This window comes from Thalassomonas sp. RHCl1 (assembly GCF_947387555.1).
Taxonomy (GTDB): Bacteria; Pseudomonadota; Gammaproteobacteria; order Enterobacterales; family Alteromonadaceae; genus Thalassomonas.
This window is the reverse complement of record NZ_CANDNZ010000004.1, coordinates 256,829-273,821: the sequence shown is the minus strand read 5'-3', so window position 1 is coordinate 273,821 and position 16,993 is coordinate 256,829. Positions and strand designations below refer to the sequence as shown.

At 46.7% G+C, this 16,993-nt stretch carries 11 protein-coding genes; 6 read left to right on the top strand and 5 right to left on the bottom strand.

Features of this window, described 5'->3' with window-relative positions; genetic code table 11:
- Positions 1 to 58: 58 nt before the first annotated feature.
- Positions 59 to 826, bottom strand: coding sequence for a transporter substrate-binding domain-containing protein (locus QL234_RS14075; RefSeq protein ID WP_281558462.1), 768 nt, complete (start codon positions 824 to 826; stop codon positions 59 to 61).
- Positions 827 to 1,203: 377 nt separating this feature from the next.
- Between QL234_RS14075 and QL234_RS14070 the strand changes: the two genes are divergently transcribed.
- Positions 1,204 to 3,594 carry a CHASE domain-containing protein gene (locus QL234_RS14070; RefSeq protein WP_281558461.1) on the top strand — a complete coding sequence of 797 codons (2,391 nt, stop codon included), beginning with the start codon at positions 1,204 to 1,206 and terminating at the stop codon, positions 3,592 to 3,594.
- A gap of 272 nt (positions 3,595 to 3,866) precedes the next feature.
- Here QL234_RS14070 and QL234_RS14065 read toward each other — a convergent pair whose 3' ends face one another.
- Entirely contained in the window at positions 3,867 to 5,150 is a 1,284-nt protein-coding gene (locus QL234_RS14065; protein WP_281558460.1) for a hypothetical protein, read from the bottom strand.
- Between the two features lie 213 nt (positions 5,151 to 5,363).
- Here QL234_RS14065 and QL234_RS14060 point away from each other — a divergent pair, with 213 nt between their 5' ends.
- Positions 5,364 to 6,035, top strand: a complete 672-nt coding sequence (locus QL234_RS14060) for a flagellar brake protein (protein ID WP_281558459.1) — start codon at positions 5,364 to 5,366, stop codon at positions 6,033 to 6,035.
- A gap of 126 nt (positions 6,036 to 6,161) precedes the next feature.
- Here QL234_RS14060 and QL234_RS14055 read toward each other — a convergent pair whose 3' ends face one another.
- The 3 genes from QL234_RS14055 to QL234_RS14045 form a co-directional block, all read right to left on the bottom strand.
- Positions 6,162 to 6,431 (bottom strand): late competence development ComFB family protein, encoded by a 270-nt coding sequence (locus QL234_RS14055; RefSeq protein ID WP_281558458.1) that lies wholly within the window; start codon positions 6,429 to 6,431, stop codon positions 6,162 to 6,164.
- A gap of 158 nt (positions 6,432 to 6,589) precedes the next feature.
- Complete coding sequence (gene priC / locus QL234_RS14050) at positions 6,590 to 7,216, bottom strand: primosomal replication protein PriC (RefSeq protein WP_281558457.1); 627 nt, start codon at positions 7,214 to 7,216, stop codon at positions 6,590 to 6,592.
- 76 nt (positions 7,217 to 7,292) lie between these two features.
- A complete protein-coding gene (locus QL234_RS14045) occupies positions 7,293 to 8,069 on the bottom strand; it encodes a TSUP family transporter (RefSeq protein WP_281558456.1) in 777 nt (258 codons plus the stop codon).
- Between the two features lie 644 nt (positions 8,070 to 8,713).
- Here QL234_RS14045 and QL234_RS14040 point away from each other — a divergent pair.
- The 4 genes from QL234_RS14040 (at position 8,714) to QL234_RS14025 (ending at position 16,719) form a co-directional block, all read left to right on the top strand.
- Positions 8,714 to 11,614, top strand: coding sequence for a TonB-dependent receptor (locus tag QL234_RS14040; protein ID WP_281558455.1), 2,901 nt, complete (start codon positions 8,714 to 8,716; stop codon positions 11,612 to 11,614).
- A gap of 366 nt (positions 11,615 to 11,980) precedes the next feature.
- Entirely contained in the window at positions 11,981 to 14,095 is a 2,115-nt protein-coding gene (gene pnp / locus QL234_RS14035) for a polyribonucleotide nucleotidyltransferase (RefSeq protein ID WP_281558454.1), read from the top strand.
- A 108-nt stretch (positions 14,096 to 14,203) separates the two neighbouring features.
- Complete coding sequence (gene nlpI / locus QL234_RS14030; RefSeq protein ID WP_281558453.1) at positions 14,204 to 15,106, top strand: lipoprotein NlpI; 903 nt, start codon at positions 14,204 to 14,206, stop codon at positions 15,104 to 15,106.
- A gap of 20 nt (positions 15,107 to 15,126) precedes the next feature.
- Positions 15,127 to 16,719 (top strand): hypothetical protein, encoded by a 1,593-nt coding sequence (locus tag QL234_RS14025; RefSeq protein WP_281558452.1) that lies wholly within the window; start codon positions 15,127 to 15,129, stop codon positions 16,717 to 16,719.
- Positions 16,720 to 16,993 lie beyond the last annotated feature (274 nt).

Here is a 16,993-nt window from a genome sequence, read left to right as displayed (position 1 = left end):
GGCCTTATTCAGAGCAAACCATAACCGGTCTTCAGTGCTGGTTATGGTTTTTTATTGGTTAGTCATTAATGTCAATAAGCGGGCCGGCACGGTTAACTTCGTCTGCGGCTTTGCTGATCCTTTCTACCACAGAGAGTGGCGTTGTTTTGCTCAGGGCGATACAGTTCTCTGCCAGGTGCTCATCTTTGAATTGGTAGACCAGTTCAATGAGAGACTTGTTCAGCCCCAGGGAGGCAAGGTTTTCGTATATTGAACTTCTCGATTGCATCATCAGGTCAATGCGCCCTTTGATTAATTTACGCAAGGTACTTAAATCATCGGTATTGGCATCAAGTTGCTGGCCGTCTTTAAAGCCATGTTGCAGTAATAACTCATGGTCATAATCGTCTCGGATAAGACCGATGCGGTACTTTCTGGCGTCTTCTAATGTATTGATTTTTATATCTTTACGCTTTGACAATTTGACGAAAAAAAGATCAACTTTTTTCGACAAAGGGCAGATAAAATGAAAAAACGGCTTGCGTGCTTTGGTTTTGAAAATAGGGTAAATAAGGATATTTTTATCAGAAAGGGCATAATTGTAAGCCCTCGGCCAGGGATAGATGTTCAGGGAATAACTGAGTTTGGCCCTTGCCATGATGTTGCGGACCTTTTCGGTGAGTGGCCCTGAAATAACACCGGCTTCATTTATATAAACATTAGGGGGCCAGGGTTCAGTGACAATATTGATCTCCTTGGCCGGTGCCGCAGGCTGGTAGAGCAGCAGGACAAGAATTACTGATGTTGTTGTTATTCTTTTTATTCTTGTTCTATCAATAAGCCACATAAATAAACAGCACGGGGTTTGGGGGTAATTAAAGTTTAGTGCCAAAGTGGCGTTAATCAATAGTACCAGTTGTATCATTTGTTGGTTGTTTTTTCGATGTTTTCTTTTTGGGGCCAGGGCGGAAAACCGGGATAGTCAACGATATTGTTGCCGCTAAAGGGGAGACAGATGTCCCCTGTAGGCCCGGGGGGAAGAGTCGAAGGTGTCGCTGACCCTGGCCGAGAAAATTCCCTGATACATGCCGGCAGGCTTTGGCGAGGCGTGGACAGATCCGCAATTGATTTATACCGACCAAGAATAAGGCGGCAAGCCCCGGCGTATCTACTATAATCAGGGTTTGGAGTTATTCTTTTCTTAAATGGCTGGAGCGCAGGGAAGTGCAGCAGACAACTTTGATAGATAACAGTAAACGTCATTTACTGGCACTTAACCCCCTGGTACTTAACCCCTTGTTGCTAGCCATTGCTTATATGGTTACCGGTTATTTGGCTCTTTTGCTTGCCATTGAGCCGGGATACACCAGTATGATTTTTCCGCCTGCGGGTATTGCCCTGGCATCCTTACTGATATGGGGAAATGGCCTTTGGCCTGGGATTTTTATCGGTGCATTTACCTTAAACCTTTTGAGCGGCCAACTCTCAGAGCCACTGACGGCATCTATATTGGTGTTCTCATTTTCTGCGGCAACCGGTGCTACGCTCCAGGCGTTAGCCGGGGCCTGGTTAACGAAATATATGATTGGTTTTCCCACGACACTGACCAAAGTACGGGATATTTTTTTATTTTTACTGGTTGCCGGACCGTTAAGTTGCTTGCTGAACTCAAATATTGGTGTGGTGAGTTTACTGGCGACAGGGTTAATTCCGGCATCAGATCTCACCTATACCTGGTTTACCTGGTGGCTGGGGGATAGTATTGGCGTACTGATCTGCGCTCCTTTATTGTTTATTGCCTTTTGCCAGCCCAGATCGTTGTGGCAAAGCCGATATGCATCGGTGGCCGCTCCCCTGGTTTTGACACTTGTCGTGGTGGCGGTGTTATCCGTTTGGGCCAATAAATGGCAGCAAGAGCGCAATCATTTTGAATTCAAGGAAATTGCCAACAATACCGTGGAAAGGCTGAACTCGAGTTTAAGCAGTTATGTTGACGCCGTGGCTGCTATTGAGCGCCTGCATGCCGGTTCAAGCCATGTCAGCTGGGAGGAGTTTCGTCGTTTTGTACAATATACCCTGATGAACAAACCCGGGATCAATGGTTTAAGCTGGAACCCAGTGATAACACAGCCGCAGCGCCAGTCCTTCGAATATCAACTGCAGATGCAGGGGTTTGCTCAGTTTGAAATTAAGGAGCGTGATAGCAGGGGCAGGTTAATCACGGCAGGGCGGCGCCCCGAATATATTGTTGTTAATTATATTGAGCCCCTGGATGAAAACCGCAAAGCCCTGGGTTTTGATGTTGCTTCGAATCCCTATCGCCGTCAGGCTCTGGATCAGGCCAGAGATAGCGGTAAACCGGTTGCAACTGCCCGTATCACTTTGGTGCAAGAGCGGGAGCAGCAAAGTGGTTTCTTACTTTTTTATCCCATTTATGGCGGCAGCCATAGTACGGTGCAAGAGCGCAGGCAGCATATAAAAGGTTATGCGGTAGGAGTATTTCGTGTCGGTGATATTGTTGATACTGTGCTGGAGGGGCAATATAAAGATCAAATTGTTGTCGGTATTTATGATGAATCGGCTGACAAAAACGGTCATTTATATGGTCCGCAGGAGCCGTTTACCTTCTCTCCGGGTGTGTTGGAGCTGACCGATAGTCTGGAAGTCGGGGGCCGGCGTTGGTCCCTGCATTTTTGGCCATCCGAGCAATACCTGGCGAACCACAGAAGTTGGCAGGTTTGGGCGGTATTAACTTCAGGGCTGCTATTTACCGTGATGCTCGGGGCCTTCTTATTGGCGATGAGCGGCCGCTCCTATGATCTGGACAGCCAGGTGAAAGCACGTACTAAGGAAATAAAAAACCGCGAGCAGGAATTAAAAACCACCAATAAGGTGTTAAAAGTGAGCAATAAACTGCTCGAACGCTCCAACCAGGAGCTTGAGCATTATGCTTTTGTTGCTTCACATGATTTAAAGTCCCCGTTGCAGGCCATTGATGAACTTGCCAGCTGGATTGCTGAAGATTGCCGCGATATCTTGCCGGGCGAGTCGAACCGACACCTTTGTTTGCTAAAAGAGCGTATTGCCCGGATGCAAACAATGCTGGCGGATTTATTGATCTTTTCCCGTTTAAGCCGGGAAGATTATCAATGGGAAAAGATCAACTTACAGCATATAGCCGAAGAGGCTTTTGTTCTGACTGGCGATTCCGACAGCTTTCAATTACAGCTGAGTGATTGTGATACTGATATCGACTTACCCCGGGTGCCGATTGAACAGGCATTACGCAATTTAATCGGTAATGCGGTGAAACATCATGATAAAGGCTGCGGTATTATCCGGGTATCTTATAGCCGGGATGACAATGAACATCTTATCCGGGTTTGTGATGATGGTCCCGGGATCCCGGAGTCGTTACAACAAATGGCGCTGGAAATGTTTTCTACCTTAAATCCCAGAGATGAAATTGAGGGCAGCGGCTTAGGTTTATCTTTAGTCAAGAAAGCGATAGAGCGGCTGGAAGGTTATATGTGCATTATTTCTGATGGCGTTCGCGGCACCAGCATTGAACTACATTGGCCGGCAAAGGGTAGGGGCAAGGATAGCAGCGGATAAAAGGGAAAACAGTGCTATTAAAGCTATTGAACGTCGATGATGATCTGGTTGACCGGGAAAAGTGGGGCGTGTGCTGGATAAATCGCCTCTTTATTGCCAGATAACCGATGCGAAGACGGTCAATGAAGGTTTAGCGCGTTATGAGCGGCATATTTTTGATGTGATTTTACTTGATTACCGGATGCCGAGACGAAAGTGATTGAGGATAAGGTATCGCAGTTAAAGACAGGGGAGTGGCCACTCCCCCTGAATTTGGACATCGGTTACAGCCGTTAATAGACAATATCGAATGTGCTTAGTTTTGGTAGGGCATACTGGCTAAAACCCGTAGCATGCTCCGAGCTTAGGGTGACTTGAAAGTTGACCGGGGTTGCTGTTGTGTTTGCTGTCGGGTAGCCATTGAGTACCAGGGTGATGTGCCAGTCGATTTGCTGGTAAGCATTTAAGTAGCGCCAGTTGATCAGATCAACTTCATCTTGCGGGATATTCCAGGTGATTGTGCTGGTGCCCTGCTTGGGATCCGATGACAGAGTGAGATAATCGCTAAAGCTTTTTATCTGGCCGTCTGCACCGGTAAAGCCGGGTGAAAGACTGTAACCCAGTAGTTCATTTTGCAGATAAATGCCGGTTTGGCTGTCAACAATCCCCGTTAACTCAGAAAGCTGCTGGTCGGATGGATAAACGGCGGCCACCTGATAAGGCAAGACTAACTGGCCCTGAAGAGGGATTTCCAGGGCCTGAAAGGAAGGAGCGGAATAGATTTGCGGATAATCACATAATATACCGCCATGGTTCAGGCAAAGGCGTACCTGGTTGTCCTGGTTAAGATCTCCCGGATGCTTGACGGTTAAGAGCATTTGCTGTGCTAAGGCGCCGGTCAGGTTTTCCTGCTGTGCGCTTGATTGCATCCTGGCTTTGATTTGCTGCCAGGGAATAGGGTACTGGCTAAAAATTAACTGGGAAACTCTGCTGCCGTCGTGCGTTTCGATATCCAGCCAGGAATTGACGCGGATCATGTCCAGGCCGGCATACTGGCTTGCTAACTCGGCTAAGGCAATTTTAGCCAGGACCCGGGTCTGTTCTGTGCTGTTAAAGGCTAATGCTGTGCCGGTTTCGCCTATGCTAACCCCTTCGCCATCTTCTAAAAACAGGTCGATATAAGTGCTGCGGCTGCCGCCGTAAACCGAACTTTTTGCCTGGAACATCAGGTAATCCTGGCCGTCTTCCTCACTGCGGGCGATATTCATTTCTAACAGCAGGTGAGCATAATCAAGGGCCTGGTCTGTTGCCTGATGTTGTTTGAGCTTTATATCTGCTTGCTGTTCCGGTAATTGTTTAACTAAGGTTTTCAGGCGCAGATACTGCCCGGGGGTTAATGCGCTGCTTTGCTGTCGCTGGTCAAGCAACCGGTTTTGGCGTGTTTTTTTCGCCGGCGGGCTGAGCTGTTCAATCGGGGTTATTGCCGGCGCCGTTTCGGGGGGCAGTGCCAGCGCTGCGCCATTAAGGCATAACAGGCTTATTAACGCTGTACTTGCGGTAATAGTTGAGGTTTTCATGATAATCTTCCTTGAGTAAAGTGACATAGGGTAGTTCCAGCCCGGCTATCTTTGCAGATATCGATAAGGCTGAGGTTATATTACCTTGATTTTCAATAGGAATACCAACAGGAAGCGCCGCCGGAGCACAGATTTGGCTGGTTTTCGCTTATTGTCAAAGGCAAAAGCTTTGTTTATAGTGCGTTAACCGGATATAAAATTTTAGCGAGCTTTATGACAGTAACCGCCCTAAAACAACAAGAAAACTTCTTTGAACTGCTGCCGGGGAAAAGTCTGGACTTGCAAATCAATCATCCGCTTCAGGTGCGGTTAAAATTGCCATTAGTTGGTTATGAAATGGGGAAATATATTATCCTCAAGCACCCGGGAGACCAGGCGAGTTATCGCGATGTCCTGGTGGAAGGCAATGTGGTGATCGTACGTTATATTTTAGAAGGCAGCAAAGGCCAGTGTTTTGCCTTTCGCACGACGATTCGCAATATCACTATGTTCCCGGAGAAGTTTTTAATGCTTGATTATCCGAAAAGCATCGAAAACCGGGATTTAAGGTTACACCAGCGTTATGCCACCAATATTCCCGCGACGATTGTGCCGGACGATAAAGGGGAGGCGACCGGCACTCGTATAGAAGGTATTATCGCCGATATTTCCCCCCAGGGCTGCTCTTTTACCTTTTTAAGCGACAATAGTGCAATTAAAGTGAATCAGCGGGATATCTTTATTTATATCCAGTCATCCCTTGACGGCATTACCAAAATACCGGCCCGGGTACGTAACAGCCGTTATGAGCGGGGAAAGGTCAATGTCGGGGTGCAGTTTACCAATTCAGAGCAGCAGATGAAAAACTTCCTGGCGAAACTCTTCCTTATCTCTGAGTTTGAATAAGGCATTCCCCCTTATCAACAGGGAAACTTACTGGTTATCGGTATATAACCCGGCCGGTCGGGTCGCCAGTCATGATGGAAACCCTCTCGACCTTGTGGGGCGTGATTAACTTCAGGGAAGCCGGTACTATTTGCTGACCGGTTGAGATTTCATAAACTCCAGTGCTTTGGCAACCGCAGCCTTGACATTGGTTTCCATTTCAAAACGTTCAGAAGCCGGCAGATAAAAAGACATATCTACTTCATGGCGGATATAGCGGGTAGGGAGTTGGTTTAATACGATACAGGTTAGATCGGCGAGGAAATCAGCGTCATACTTTTCATCAAACTTTCCCGCGGTAAAGTGTTGCACTACCAGCTTTTCATAGTAGTTATGAATATCGTTAGATATATTCACATTAACGTCCTTTCTTCTGAGGTTATAATCAATAAATCCTAACCCGAGATAAGGTAAAAAGCTAATACTTATATCAATTTATCCGGTGAATTTTTGTCTGGAACCATTTGGCTCACCACAAGGAGCGACTCAGCGCTTAAGAGGAGCGTTAAAGGGGGTTATTGACGTTTTTCGGCAAACTCAATATCCCTTTCTATGGTGGAAATCGCCTGGCGGCAACGGCCGAGACGCTGGTGCAGGGCTAAGATCTCCGCGGTTAATTTCTGGTTGTTTTGGCTTTGGTTCTGGCTATTGTCCCTGAGCTGCTCCCGGTCTGTGATCATCGCCAGTAATCTGCGTTCAAATTCATGATGCTCGGCTAATTTTTGATGCAGCTGGTGGCTAGGTTGCAGCATCTTCTGTGCGGCCTGCTGATATTGGCTTTTTTTATAATGCCTGGCCCGGGTATTTAAACGGAGATTGGCATTTTGATGCAGGGCATCATTGGCGTTAAGGGCGTTCATTAACGCCTGCACTTGCTGTTCGATACTTTCAAGCAAGGCGGTAAACAGCATTTTATTGCCGGAGTGCATCAAGCGCTCTAATTCAGAAATCCGTCTGTTGATTTCCAGGGCATAGGGCAGGTACTTATCGCTTTGTGATAGAAACAGTGAGTTGGAAAACAAGGCATTATCTTCTATCAGGCGGTGAGACTTCAAGGTGCTGTTGTGCTTATCGATTTCAGTTGCCTGCTCGGTAAGGGCGTTAACAATCGCGGATAACCGGGTGATGGCGTTTTGATTCATAACAGGTCTCAACTTGTTGGCTGCGTTTGCGGAGATAACTTCAAGGCTGATAAGTCCGGGGTTAATAGTTAATGGACTAGCTAAACCAGGCGTTGTAGGCAAGGTTTATCGACATCAGGATCACTACTGTGATAAATATCGGGCGAATAAATTTGTTACCGTGTTTAATGGCGGAGTGGGCGCCGACCCAGGCGCCGAGCATAAGAAACAATCCCATCATCAAACCCAGCAGTACATTAACATAACCTAAATAAACAAAGGTTAACAGCGAGCATAAATTACTGACGAAATTGTTTGCCCGTGCCAGGCCGCTGCTGAGCAGGATATTGATTTTGTAAAGGGCCGAAGAGCTGACGGTCCAGAAGGCGCCGGTGCCGGGACCGGCAATACCATCATAAAAACCTAAGGTCAGTCCCTGCATGCTTTGTTTGACGGTCAGTTTTTTTGATTTCTTCGGTAACTTGTCGGGGCATTCCACCATGCTTTTGGTAAAAAGTGTATAAGCGGCGGTCAGTATGATGATCACCGGCAGGATCTTCTCCAGAAACTCCGTACTGAGAAAGCTGACAATCACGGTACCAGCCACCGCGCCGATAGCGGTTGTGATCAGGGATACCCGCCAGAAAAGCGGATCAAAGAGCTTTTTACGGTAAAAGGTCAGGGAAGCAGTACAAGTCCCAAAGGTAGAGGCGAGTTTATTGGTGCCCAAAGCAATATGAGGAGGCAGGCCTGCGGTTAACAGGGTCGGCACGGTTAGCATACCGCCGCCGCCGGCGATTGCATCAATGAAGCCGGCAATAAAACCCACGCCACATATCAGCAGCCACATTGTCAGATCCAAAACCGGGTCCATTGCTACGCCTTAATCTCAGCCTTAAAATTTTAAAGCGAGAGTGTAACATAGTGTGAAACTATCCATAGAGAAGTATTTATTAAACCTTGGCCGGTCGGCGATAAAACAGGCAACCCTTGCCCGGTAACGGCTCTCTGGCCTGTCTGTCAACAAACTGCAGAGCATTTCACTTGTTTCTATGTTTAACTTCTGTTTTTTCTAAGTTGCATTTTCGTTGCATTTTATTAATGGTCAATAATTGATGTATTTTGGTTCAAAAAATAAACAGTGAGCGTGTCGGATATTTTGTTGTGTAAGTTATTGATTTGTAGGTTATTCTGACTGATTGGTTGTTTTTTGTTCGAAAAATGATTTTGTAATAACATCTGGATTAATTCACAAATTGTGCTTGTGTGTTTATATCTTTGATTTAAATGGCTTTTATTTCTATAAGAAATGTTTCGTAATTTGTGTATAAATGTTACGGCATGTTAGTTTTTTCATCATTTATTGCTAATGAGTGTTGCCCCGCAAAAGGATTACGTTTAATATCTTTGGCGACAGTTCAGGTTTCAGACCTTTGAAATTATAAAATAAACAAGACAGTTAATAGTCTTGATATTAATAAAACTATGAAATCACATTTAGTGATCCAGGGAGAAAACATGTTTAGCAATTCAAAAGTAGCCAAGTCTATTCGCTTAGCTATGGCCTTCGGTGCTGTTTCTGCTACCGCAATTAGCGCTAATGCTGTTGCAGCAGAGCAGGAAGAGGAAGTAGAGCGTATTTCCGTAACCGGTTCAAGTATCAAACGTACTGATATGGAAGGCGCACTTCCTATTACTACTCTTTCAAGTGAAGACATCGTACGTTCTGGTGTAACCAGCGTTCCAGATCTGATGGCTCAATTACCTTCTATGCAAGGTTTCACTACTGCAGCTGACTCTGTTGGTGGCGGCGGTGGCGGTATCCAGTCTGCCTCTTTACGTGCCTTAGGTGATGAATACACACTAGTACTATTAAACGGTCGCCGTATGGCTTCTGCCGATTCCGGTGGTGTAATCGATCTTAACCAAATTCCTTTAGCCGCTATCGAGCGTGTTGAAGTATTGATGGATGGTGCTTCTGCTCTTTACGGTTCAGATGCAATTGCCGGTGTTGTTAACTTCATCATGAAAGACGACCTGCAAGAAACTAGCGTAAGCGTACGTTATGACCGTCCTCAAGAAACCGGTGGCACAAGTTACAACTTCTCTGTCAGCACAGGTTTTGGTGATCTGAGCACCGATGGTTTCAACGTGATGATGGCCTATAGCCATGACTCTAAAGAGCAACTGAAGTCTAAAGACCGTGATTTTGCCAACACAGGTATCCTTGATTTTTCTCATAACGGACAAGACTATACCTTAGTTCAAGGTTCAGCCAATGCCGGCCCGGGTAACGCTTATGTAAGATACAAGCAATATGACGCTGATGGTAACCTGTTAGTAAACCCTGTATTGGATGAAGATGGTAATGAAACAGGTGAGTTTACACCTGATTATTACACTAATAGCTTTAACCCTTACCGTGAGCAAAACGGTGAGTGTGGTCCAAACAGTGCGCCAGAAGGTACTACTTGTGTATTCGATTACACCAGCACTTTAGAAATCGCACCAGAGTATGAGCGCGACAATCTTTTCCTTCAAGGTAAGTTAGAGCTTTCTGATGACCTTCAGGCTTACGCTAACTACTCTTGGTCTAAATTCGATATGATCACTCGTATCGCACCATATCCGTCACTTTTATTCACTCTGCCTACAGATGGTGATTTGGCTCAAAATGAAGTATTACCTTATGTTCCTGAGCATACAGGTGATGGCGCAGCAACTATTGCTGCCGGTGGTTCTCTTGAACTTGACCGTGTAGCTGGCAGATGGCGTACACTTCCGGGCGGTAACCGTACTGACTCTATCGAAACTACTACTCATCACGGCGTACTTGGCCTGAAAGGTGATGTTTCCGATATCGCCTTTGATGTTTCTTTGACTTTCTCAGAAGCTGACCGTAAAACTGACCGTTTGACTGGTTATCCTTTAGGTGATGAATTCACAGCGTTACTTGCTTCAGGCGACGTTAACGTATTCGGTACTTTCGAAGACCTGACTGATGAACAGAACCAGTTGGTTAAAGATACTATGTATAGTGGTCCTTGGGATCGCACCGAAACCAGCAGTATCTCATTAGAAGGTACGGCATCAACTGCCGTTATGGAACTTCCTGCCGGTGATATGTACATCGGTATTGGTGGTGACTACCGTGAAGTTGAATATAAAGCAACTAACTCAGATGCCAACACTAATGAAGTTATCTTCTTAGAGTCTGCTGCCGATGAATATGACCTGTCTCGTGAGACTTACGGTATGTTCGTTGAAGCCATTATCCCGGTATTTGATACTTTTGAAATCACTGCGGCGCTTCGTTACGATAACGTTGGTGGCATCACCAATGACATGGCCGAAGCCGGTACCAGCAAGAAAGTAAATGATGACGTTGATGACACTACTTATAAAGTTAGTGCTTCTTACCGTCCAAACGATGACTGGTTACTTCGTGCGTCAATCGGTACTGGTTTTAAAGCCGCTACCATGAAGCAGATTGCTTCTCCTCGTGAAGATTTCGGTGTAACTTCTGATACTTACGACTGTCCTACAGGTATTTCTGCTGACTTGATTGCTTTATGTCAATCAGAGCCTACCCAGTACGAAGTATGGCGTGAAGGTAACCCGGATCTGAAACCTGAAACTTCAGAGCAAATTTCTGCCGGTTTCGTTTATGCACCAAGCAACGAGTTCAGCTTCGCACTTGATTACTGGAACGTTGAGTTGAAAGATAAAGTTGAGCGTTTAACTCAGCCGCAAATCTTCAACGACCCGGTAACTTACGGCCACTTGTTTACTTACAAAGAAAATACTGCGGGTGAAAGAAGCTTAGCTATCATCCAGGCTGCATCTAACATCGGTGTTTCTAAAAACAGTGGTTTAGACTGGGCCTTAGAGTTAACTAACGAATTATCGTTCGGTACTTTAAAGACAAGCTTCAACGGTACTTACGTACTTGAAAGCAAGAGCTTGAAAGTTGGTACTGGCGGTTCTACCGGTGTAGACCCTGTATGGGAATCTAGCCTGGGTCGTTACGGCGCTGATGAAGAAGTTGTCTTCAGAACAGTTGCTCGTATCAGCAACACTTTAACTCATGGTGATTTTGCTCACACCTTAAACATCAACTACAGAAGCGGTTATGTAGATCAGCTGGCTACTGGTGGTGATGTACGTATGGGTGATGACATCAACGTTACTGCACCGGATATTCAACTGAGTATTCCTTCTTACACTAAAGTTGATTTGGTTTCTAAATACTTCGTGAACGACGATTTAGACGTTTCATTCGGTATCAACAACCTGTTTGACAAGCAACCTCCATTATCACTGCGTACCGGTGGTGCTGGTCACCAGGTAGGTTACGATCCGCGTTATGTTGACGTATACGGTCGTACTTTCTACATGAGCGCTAACTACACTTTCTAATTTGAAAGGTAGCAAGTAAGCTTAATAAAAACGGTCCTTCGGGGCCGTTTTTTTTGCCTTTAAAACAGGGGGGCTTATTTGCCGTGATATTGAAATTCGGCACTTATTTGACCATCAGAGCGTTCATTTGTCGCCGGGATTAAAGGCAATTTTTCTCAATAGCCGGCGATATAAAAGCAGATAGCGGATAAATGCCATGAATCGCTAGTAAAACGGGGAGTTGTCAGTATAATGTGCCTGCGAAATTGTATATTTCGCATGAATTTAACTATCCATCCAAACTGTATAATTTTTTGTTCTACTCCTTAGAGTGAATAAACAATTGTACAGATTGGATAACATCCGAAAAAATAAGGAAAACTTATAGTGACTCCGATTACTAAAACATTTGAGTTCGGTCAACATACCGTTACTCTGGAAACGGGCGCGATTGCCCGTCAGGCAACTGCCGCCGTTATGGCCAGCATGGACGATACCAGTGTACTGGTTTCTGTTGTTGGTAAAAAAGAAGCGGTTGAAGGTCAGGACTTTTTCCCGTTAACGGTCAACTACCAGGAAAGAACTTACGCCGCCGGTAAAATCCCGGGTGGCTTTTTCAAACGTGAAGGTCGTCCTTCTGAAGAAGAAACCCTGATCGCCCGTTTGATTGACCGTCCAATTCGTCCTTTATTTCCTGAAGGATTTACCAATGAAGTACAGGTGATCATCACGGTTGTTTCTGCAAACCCGGAAATTTCTCCTGACATCATTTCATTGTTAGGTACCTCTGCTGCCTTAGCCATCTCAGGCATGCCTTTTGCCGGTCCTGTTGGTGCGGCCCGTGTTGGTTATAGCGATGGTAAATACCTGCTTAACCCGCTGCAGTCTGAGCTGGAAAGCAGCCAGTTGGACTTAGTGGTTTCAGGTACTGAATCTGCGGTATTAATGGTTGAATCTGAAGCTGACGTATTATCTGAAGAAGTGATGCTTGGCGCCGTGGTATACGGTCACGAGCAGATGCAAACGGCCATTAACGCCATCAATGAGCTGGCGGAAGAAGTCGGTAATGCGGCCTGGGACTGGGTTGCCCCTGAGAAAAATGCCGATCTTATCGCCAAAATCGGCGAACTTGCCACCGAGCAGGTGAATGAAGCTTACCAAATCACTGAAAAAGCTGAGCGTTATGCACGCGTTGCCGAGATCAGAAATGCAGTACTTGAGCAGCTTAAAGCCGCTGATGAAGAGCTGAATGAACAGGAAGCCAAAGATCTGTTCCACGACCTGGAAAAAACCGTTGTTCGTGGTCGTATTACCCAAGGCTCGCCACGTATCGATGGCCGTGATCCTGAAATGATCCGTGCCCTTGACGTGATGACAGGCGTGCTGCCACGTACTCACGGTTCAGCAGTATTTACCCGTGGTGAAACTCAGGCATTAGTAACAGCAACTCTGGGTACCCAGCGTGATGCACAGCGTCTTGATACCCTGATGGGCGAGAAGACCGATGCCTTTATGTTACATTATAACTTCCCTCCATACTGTGTTGGTGAAACCGGTTTTGTCGGTTCTCCCAAGCGTCGTGAAATCGGTCACGGCCGCTTAGCCAAGCGTGGTATGTTGGCGGTAATGCCTACAATGGAAGAATTCCCGTATGCGGTACGTGTGGTTTCTGAAATCACTGAATCAAACGGTTCATCTTCTATGGCTTCTGTATGTGGTACTTCTCTGGCATTAATGGATGCCGGTGTACCAATCAAGGCTTCTGTTGCCGGTATTGCCATGGGTCTGGTTAAAGAAGGTGACGATTTTGTTGTCCTTTCCGATATCTTAGGCGATGAAGATCACTTAGGTGATATGGACTTTAAAGTAGCCGGTACTACCGAAGGTATTACAGCGCTGCAGATGGATATCAAGATTGAAGGTATCACTCAGGAAATCATGCAAATTGCCTTAAACCAGGCAAAAGCTGCCCGTGTACACATCTTAGGCGTTATGGACCAGGCGATCAGCGGCCACAGGGAAGAGATTTCCGAGTTCGCTCCTCGTATCCATACCATGAAAGTCAGCGTAGATAAAATTCGTGACATTATCGGTAAAGGCGGCGCGACCATTCGTCAGCTGACCGAAGAAACCGGCACCACTATCGAAATTGAAGATGACGGTACCGTAAAAATTGCCGCCACCGACGGCGATCAGGCGAAAGACGCCATCAACCGTATTAATGCCTTAACGGCAGAAATCGAGGTTGGCTCTGTCTACACAGGTAAAGTGGTGCGTATCGTTGATTTTGGTGCCTTTGTTAACGTGCTGCCGGGTAAAGATGGCTTAGTTCATATTTCCCAAATCTCTGAAGAGCGTGTTAATAATGTGTCCGATGTACTGAGCGAAGGTCAGGAAGTTACCGTTAAGGTACTGGAAGTTGACCGTCAGGGCCGCGTACGTCTGAGCATCAAAGAAGCCGCTGAAAAGCCGGCCGGTGAAGAAGCACCAGCAGGTGAATAATGATTAACTGAGAAATCATTACATAAAAAGGGAGCCATATGGCTCCCTTTTTTATATACTTTAATTATTAACTCAAGTTAATCTATTCATTTTAAGGTAATTATTCTTTTGAAGCCGTTATATAAATTAGCTGCCATCAGCTTGGTTATTTTCGCTCAGGGCTGTACAAGTTTGGGCAACGAAGGTAAACAACCGGCCACCATGGGACAGTTAGTGATCGCTGAGCCTATGCCGGTTAACTATAAAAGTGAAATTGCCTTGGCGCGGTTAACGGAAGTGATCCAGCGGGCGGAAATCACCGATCTGCAAAAGGCACAGTTGTATTATGACCGCGGGGTTATCTTCGACAGTGTCGGCCTGCGCTCCCTGGCCCGGCTTGATTTTAACCGTGCATTGCGTTTGAAGCCGGATCTGGTGGATGCCTATAACTTCCTCGGAATTCATTTTACCCAGTTGCAGGAATTTAACCAGGCCTACGATTCTTTCGACTCGGCCCTGGATTTGGCACCGGAGCATGATTATGCCTATTTAAACCGGGGCATCGCTCTTTATTACGGTGGCCGGCCAGGCCTGGCAAAAGATGATTTTGCCACCTTCCACCAAAAACAAACCAATGACCCCTACCGTTTGATTTGGTTGTATCTGGCGGAGCAAAAGGTTGATCAGGAAAAAGCGCTGGCGAATTTAAAAGCCAAGGTGGATTTGATCCATGATGATACCTGGGCCAAGCAAATTATTTATTTGTATTTAGATGAGTTGCCCCAGTCGCAGTTTATCGACCAGTTAACCGATAATATCCAGTCTAATAAAGAGCTGACCGACAGGTTGTGCGAAGCGTATTTTTACCTGGGTAAATACAGCCAGATTCACGGACATCCCAATGTCGCAGCCAATTACTTTAAACTGGCATTAAGTACCAATGTTTATGAGTTTGTTGAACACAGGTATGCCAAGCTGGAACTGGAATTGATGCGTGAGAAAATTGCGGGTAAAGCTGCACCGGTCAATTAAACCCGGCTGGAAGTTAAAACGTGAGATTATTGCTTATCATGGGCTTGCTGGTACTGTTACCGTCAAGCTCATTTTTTTTGCCGCCTTATTTGAGTCAGCTGTTACTTGCCGGGCAATATAGCCGGGCACAACTTGATTATGCCGTTAAGGCGGAACTGCCTGTAGCATGGCAGCTCAAGTTAGCCGAGGTAGGTTATGGCTCAGCGGCCTGGCGAAGGCTGAATGAAAAACTGGCAAAAACCCGGGGTTCGGCTGCTGTTGACCTGGCGCGTTATTACCAGGAACAAAGTCGTAAACATTTGCAGCAGGGAGCAGAGGAGCAAGATCACCGGCACCGGGCAATTTTTTGGTATCACCAGGGGATCAAGCATGCTTCGGTGCAAGCAAGGCTGGGGCTGGCGCAATTGTACTTCGACAATAATCAGCTGCTGCTGGCACAAGAAACTGCCGACAAGGAGCTGGGGTTTACTTTGTTGAGCACCAGCAGCCCGGCCCCGGAGCATGCTTTGCTTCAGCTTGCAGTGCAGGCCGCCATCGCCCTGGGAGATATGGATTACCTTAAACGCCATTTGCCTTTACTGGAGCTGAGCACAGCAGGGCGGGAGTTACTCGCCGATATTCATCGCTATGGGGTGCTCGACTCCTGGGGAGAGGGGAACGCACAAGAGCGGGGTTACGGTATGGCCAATCCCCATGCCGTAAACAAGCCCGTGGTGGCTTCCTGCACCGCAAGTATCCAGTTATTTGCCACCCGCCTCGAGCATTTACATTACCTGGAGCAGTTAACTCATGGGGTTGAATCCGGCCCTCTGGCGCCTTTTATTTGTTTTGCCCCGGTGCGTTATCGTGCCGTCGACACTCTCGCTTGCCGGGAAAACCAGGTAAGTGAAAGTAAGTATCGGGTTAACAAGCGCCGGGCGATCAAATGCCGGGAAGAGATATGGCAGTATGATGCCGGTGCCATCACTAGCCGTTTTGTCGGGGTGCTGCTACCTCAAGGGGGAGCCAATGTCCACTTAGGTATCCTGTATATCGACAGGCAGGATAACCTGGATGTCTTTACCCATGAACTGAGCCATTTGTTGGGCTTTGTTGACGAATATCCTTTGCCTGCCCACCATAACCGCTGCAGCGAGGTGCAACAATCTCCCTTTGCCCATAACCTGGTGGTCTTGGCGGAGTTTTATCAGGGAAAGCGCAGCGCACTTCGCGCTCAGGTATTAAAACAGCTGCCCTGGGCGGCACAAATCAGGGAGGATACCCCTATTTTTCAGGCACAGGGCAACGGCTGGCAGCTGGGCACCCCGGATGAATATGCCAAAAGGGTGGGGGTATTCCCGGCTGCGAGCTGTGACCGGCAAAAACCACAGGCCTTTAAACCTTTATCAAAGCGAACTAAGCTGGCCTATTACGAAGAAGGCTTTCCCGATGCATATCTCAAGCGCTTATCTGCCGGGCCCGGCGCCTTTCTTATGCCCAGTTTTCACTATAATATTGCCCTGGCGCTTTTTCACCGGGGCGAGATAAAGCAGGCAAAATTCTGGCTTGGCCAAGCTGCTTTATGGGAAAGTTCACCGGCAAGGAAAGCGAAAATTATCATGGGAGATTTTTAATTTTTCCCGCACCGCTGTTGCCGGGAAAGGCAATCCTGGCTGAGTGTATTTAGCGCCGAAGTTAGTGTTAATCCGCTTTAAGAGCAGTAATGCTCACTTGCATGCCTGCTTATATTTTAACTGCCTGGCGCTCTGCTTTTTATGCCTGCTATTTTTGACCGGGATGACGTTTGGGCTCAGGGGAATAGCTTGCTCTCTGGGTTTAGCGGTTGGCCACATGGCTTGTTGGGCGTAAATTAAATCTTGCTGTTTGTCTGTTTTTAAATTCTCTTGC

Coding starts and splice junctions, on each gene's coding strand:
- QL234_RS14040 (WP_281558455.1), top strand. CDS start 8,714: ATGTTTAGCAATTCAAAAGTAGCCAAGTCTATTCGCTTAGCTATGGCC.
- QL234_RS14075 (WP_281558462.1), bottom strand. CDS start 826: ATGTGGCTTATTGATAGAACAAGAATAAAAAGAATAACAACAACATCA.
- priC (WP_281558457.1), bottom strand. CDS start 7,216: ATGAATCAAAACGCCATCACCCGGTTATCCGCGATTGTTAACGCCCTT.
- QL234_RS14045 (WP_281558456.1), bottom strand. CDS start 8,069: ATGGACCCGGTTTTGGATCTGACAATGTGGCTGCTGATATGTGGCGTG.
- QL234_RS14065 (WP_281558460.1), bottom strand. CDS start 5,150: ATGAAAACCTCAACTATTACCGCAAGTACAGCGTTAATAAGCCTGTTA.
- QL234_RS14060 (WP_281558459.1), top strand. CDS start 5,364: ATGACAGTAACCGCCCTAAAACAACAAGAAAACTTCTTTGAACTGCTG.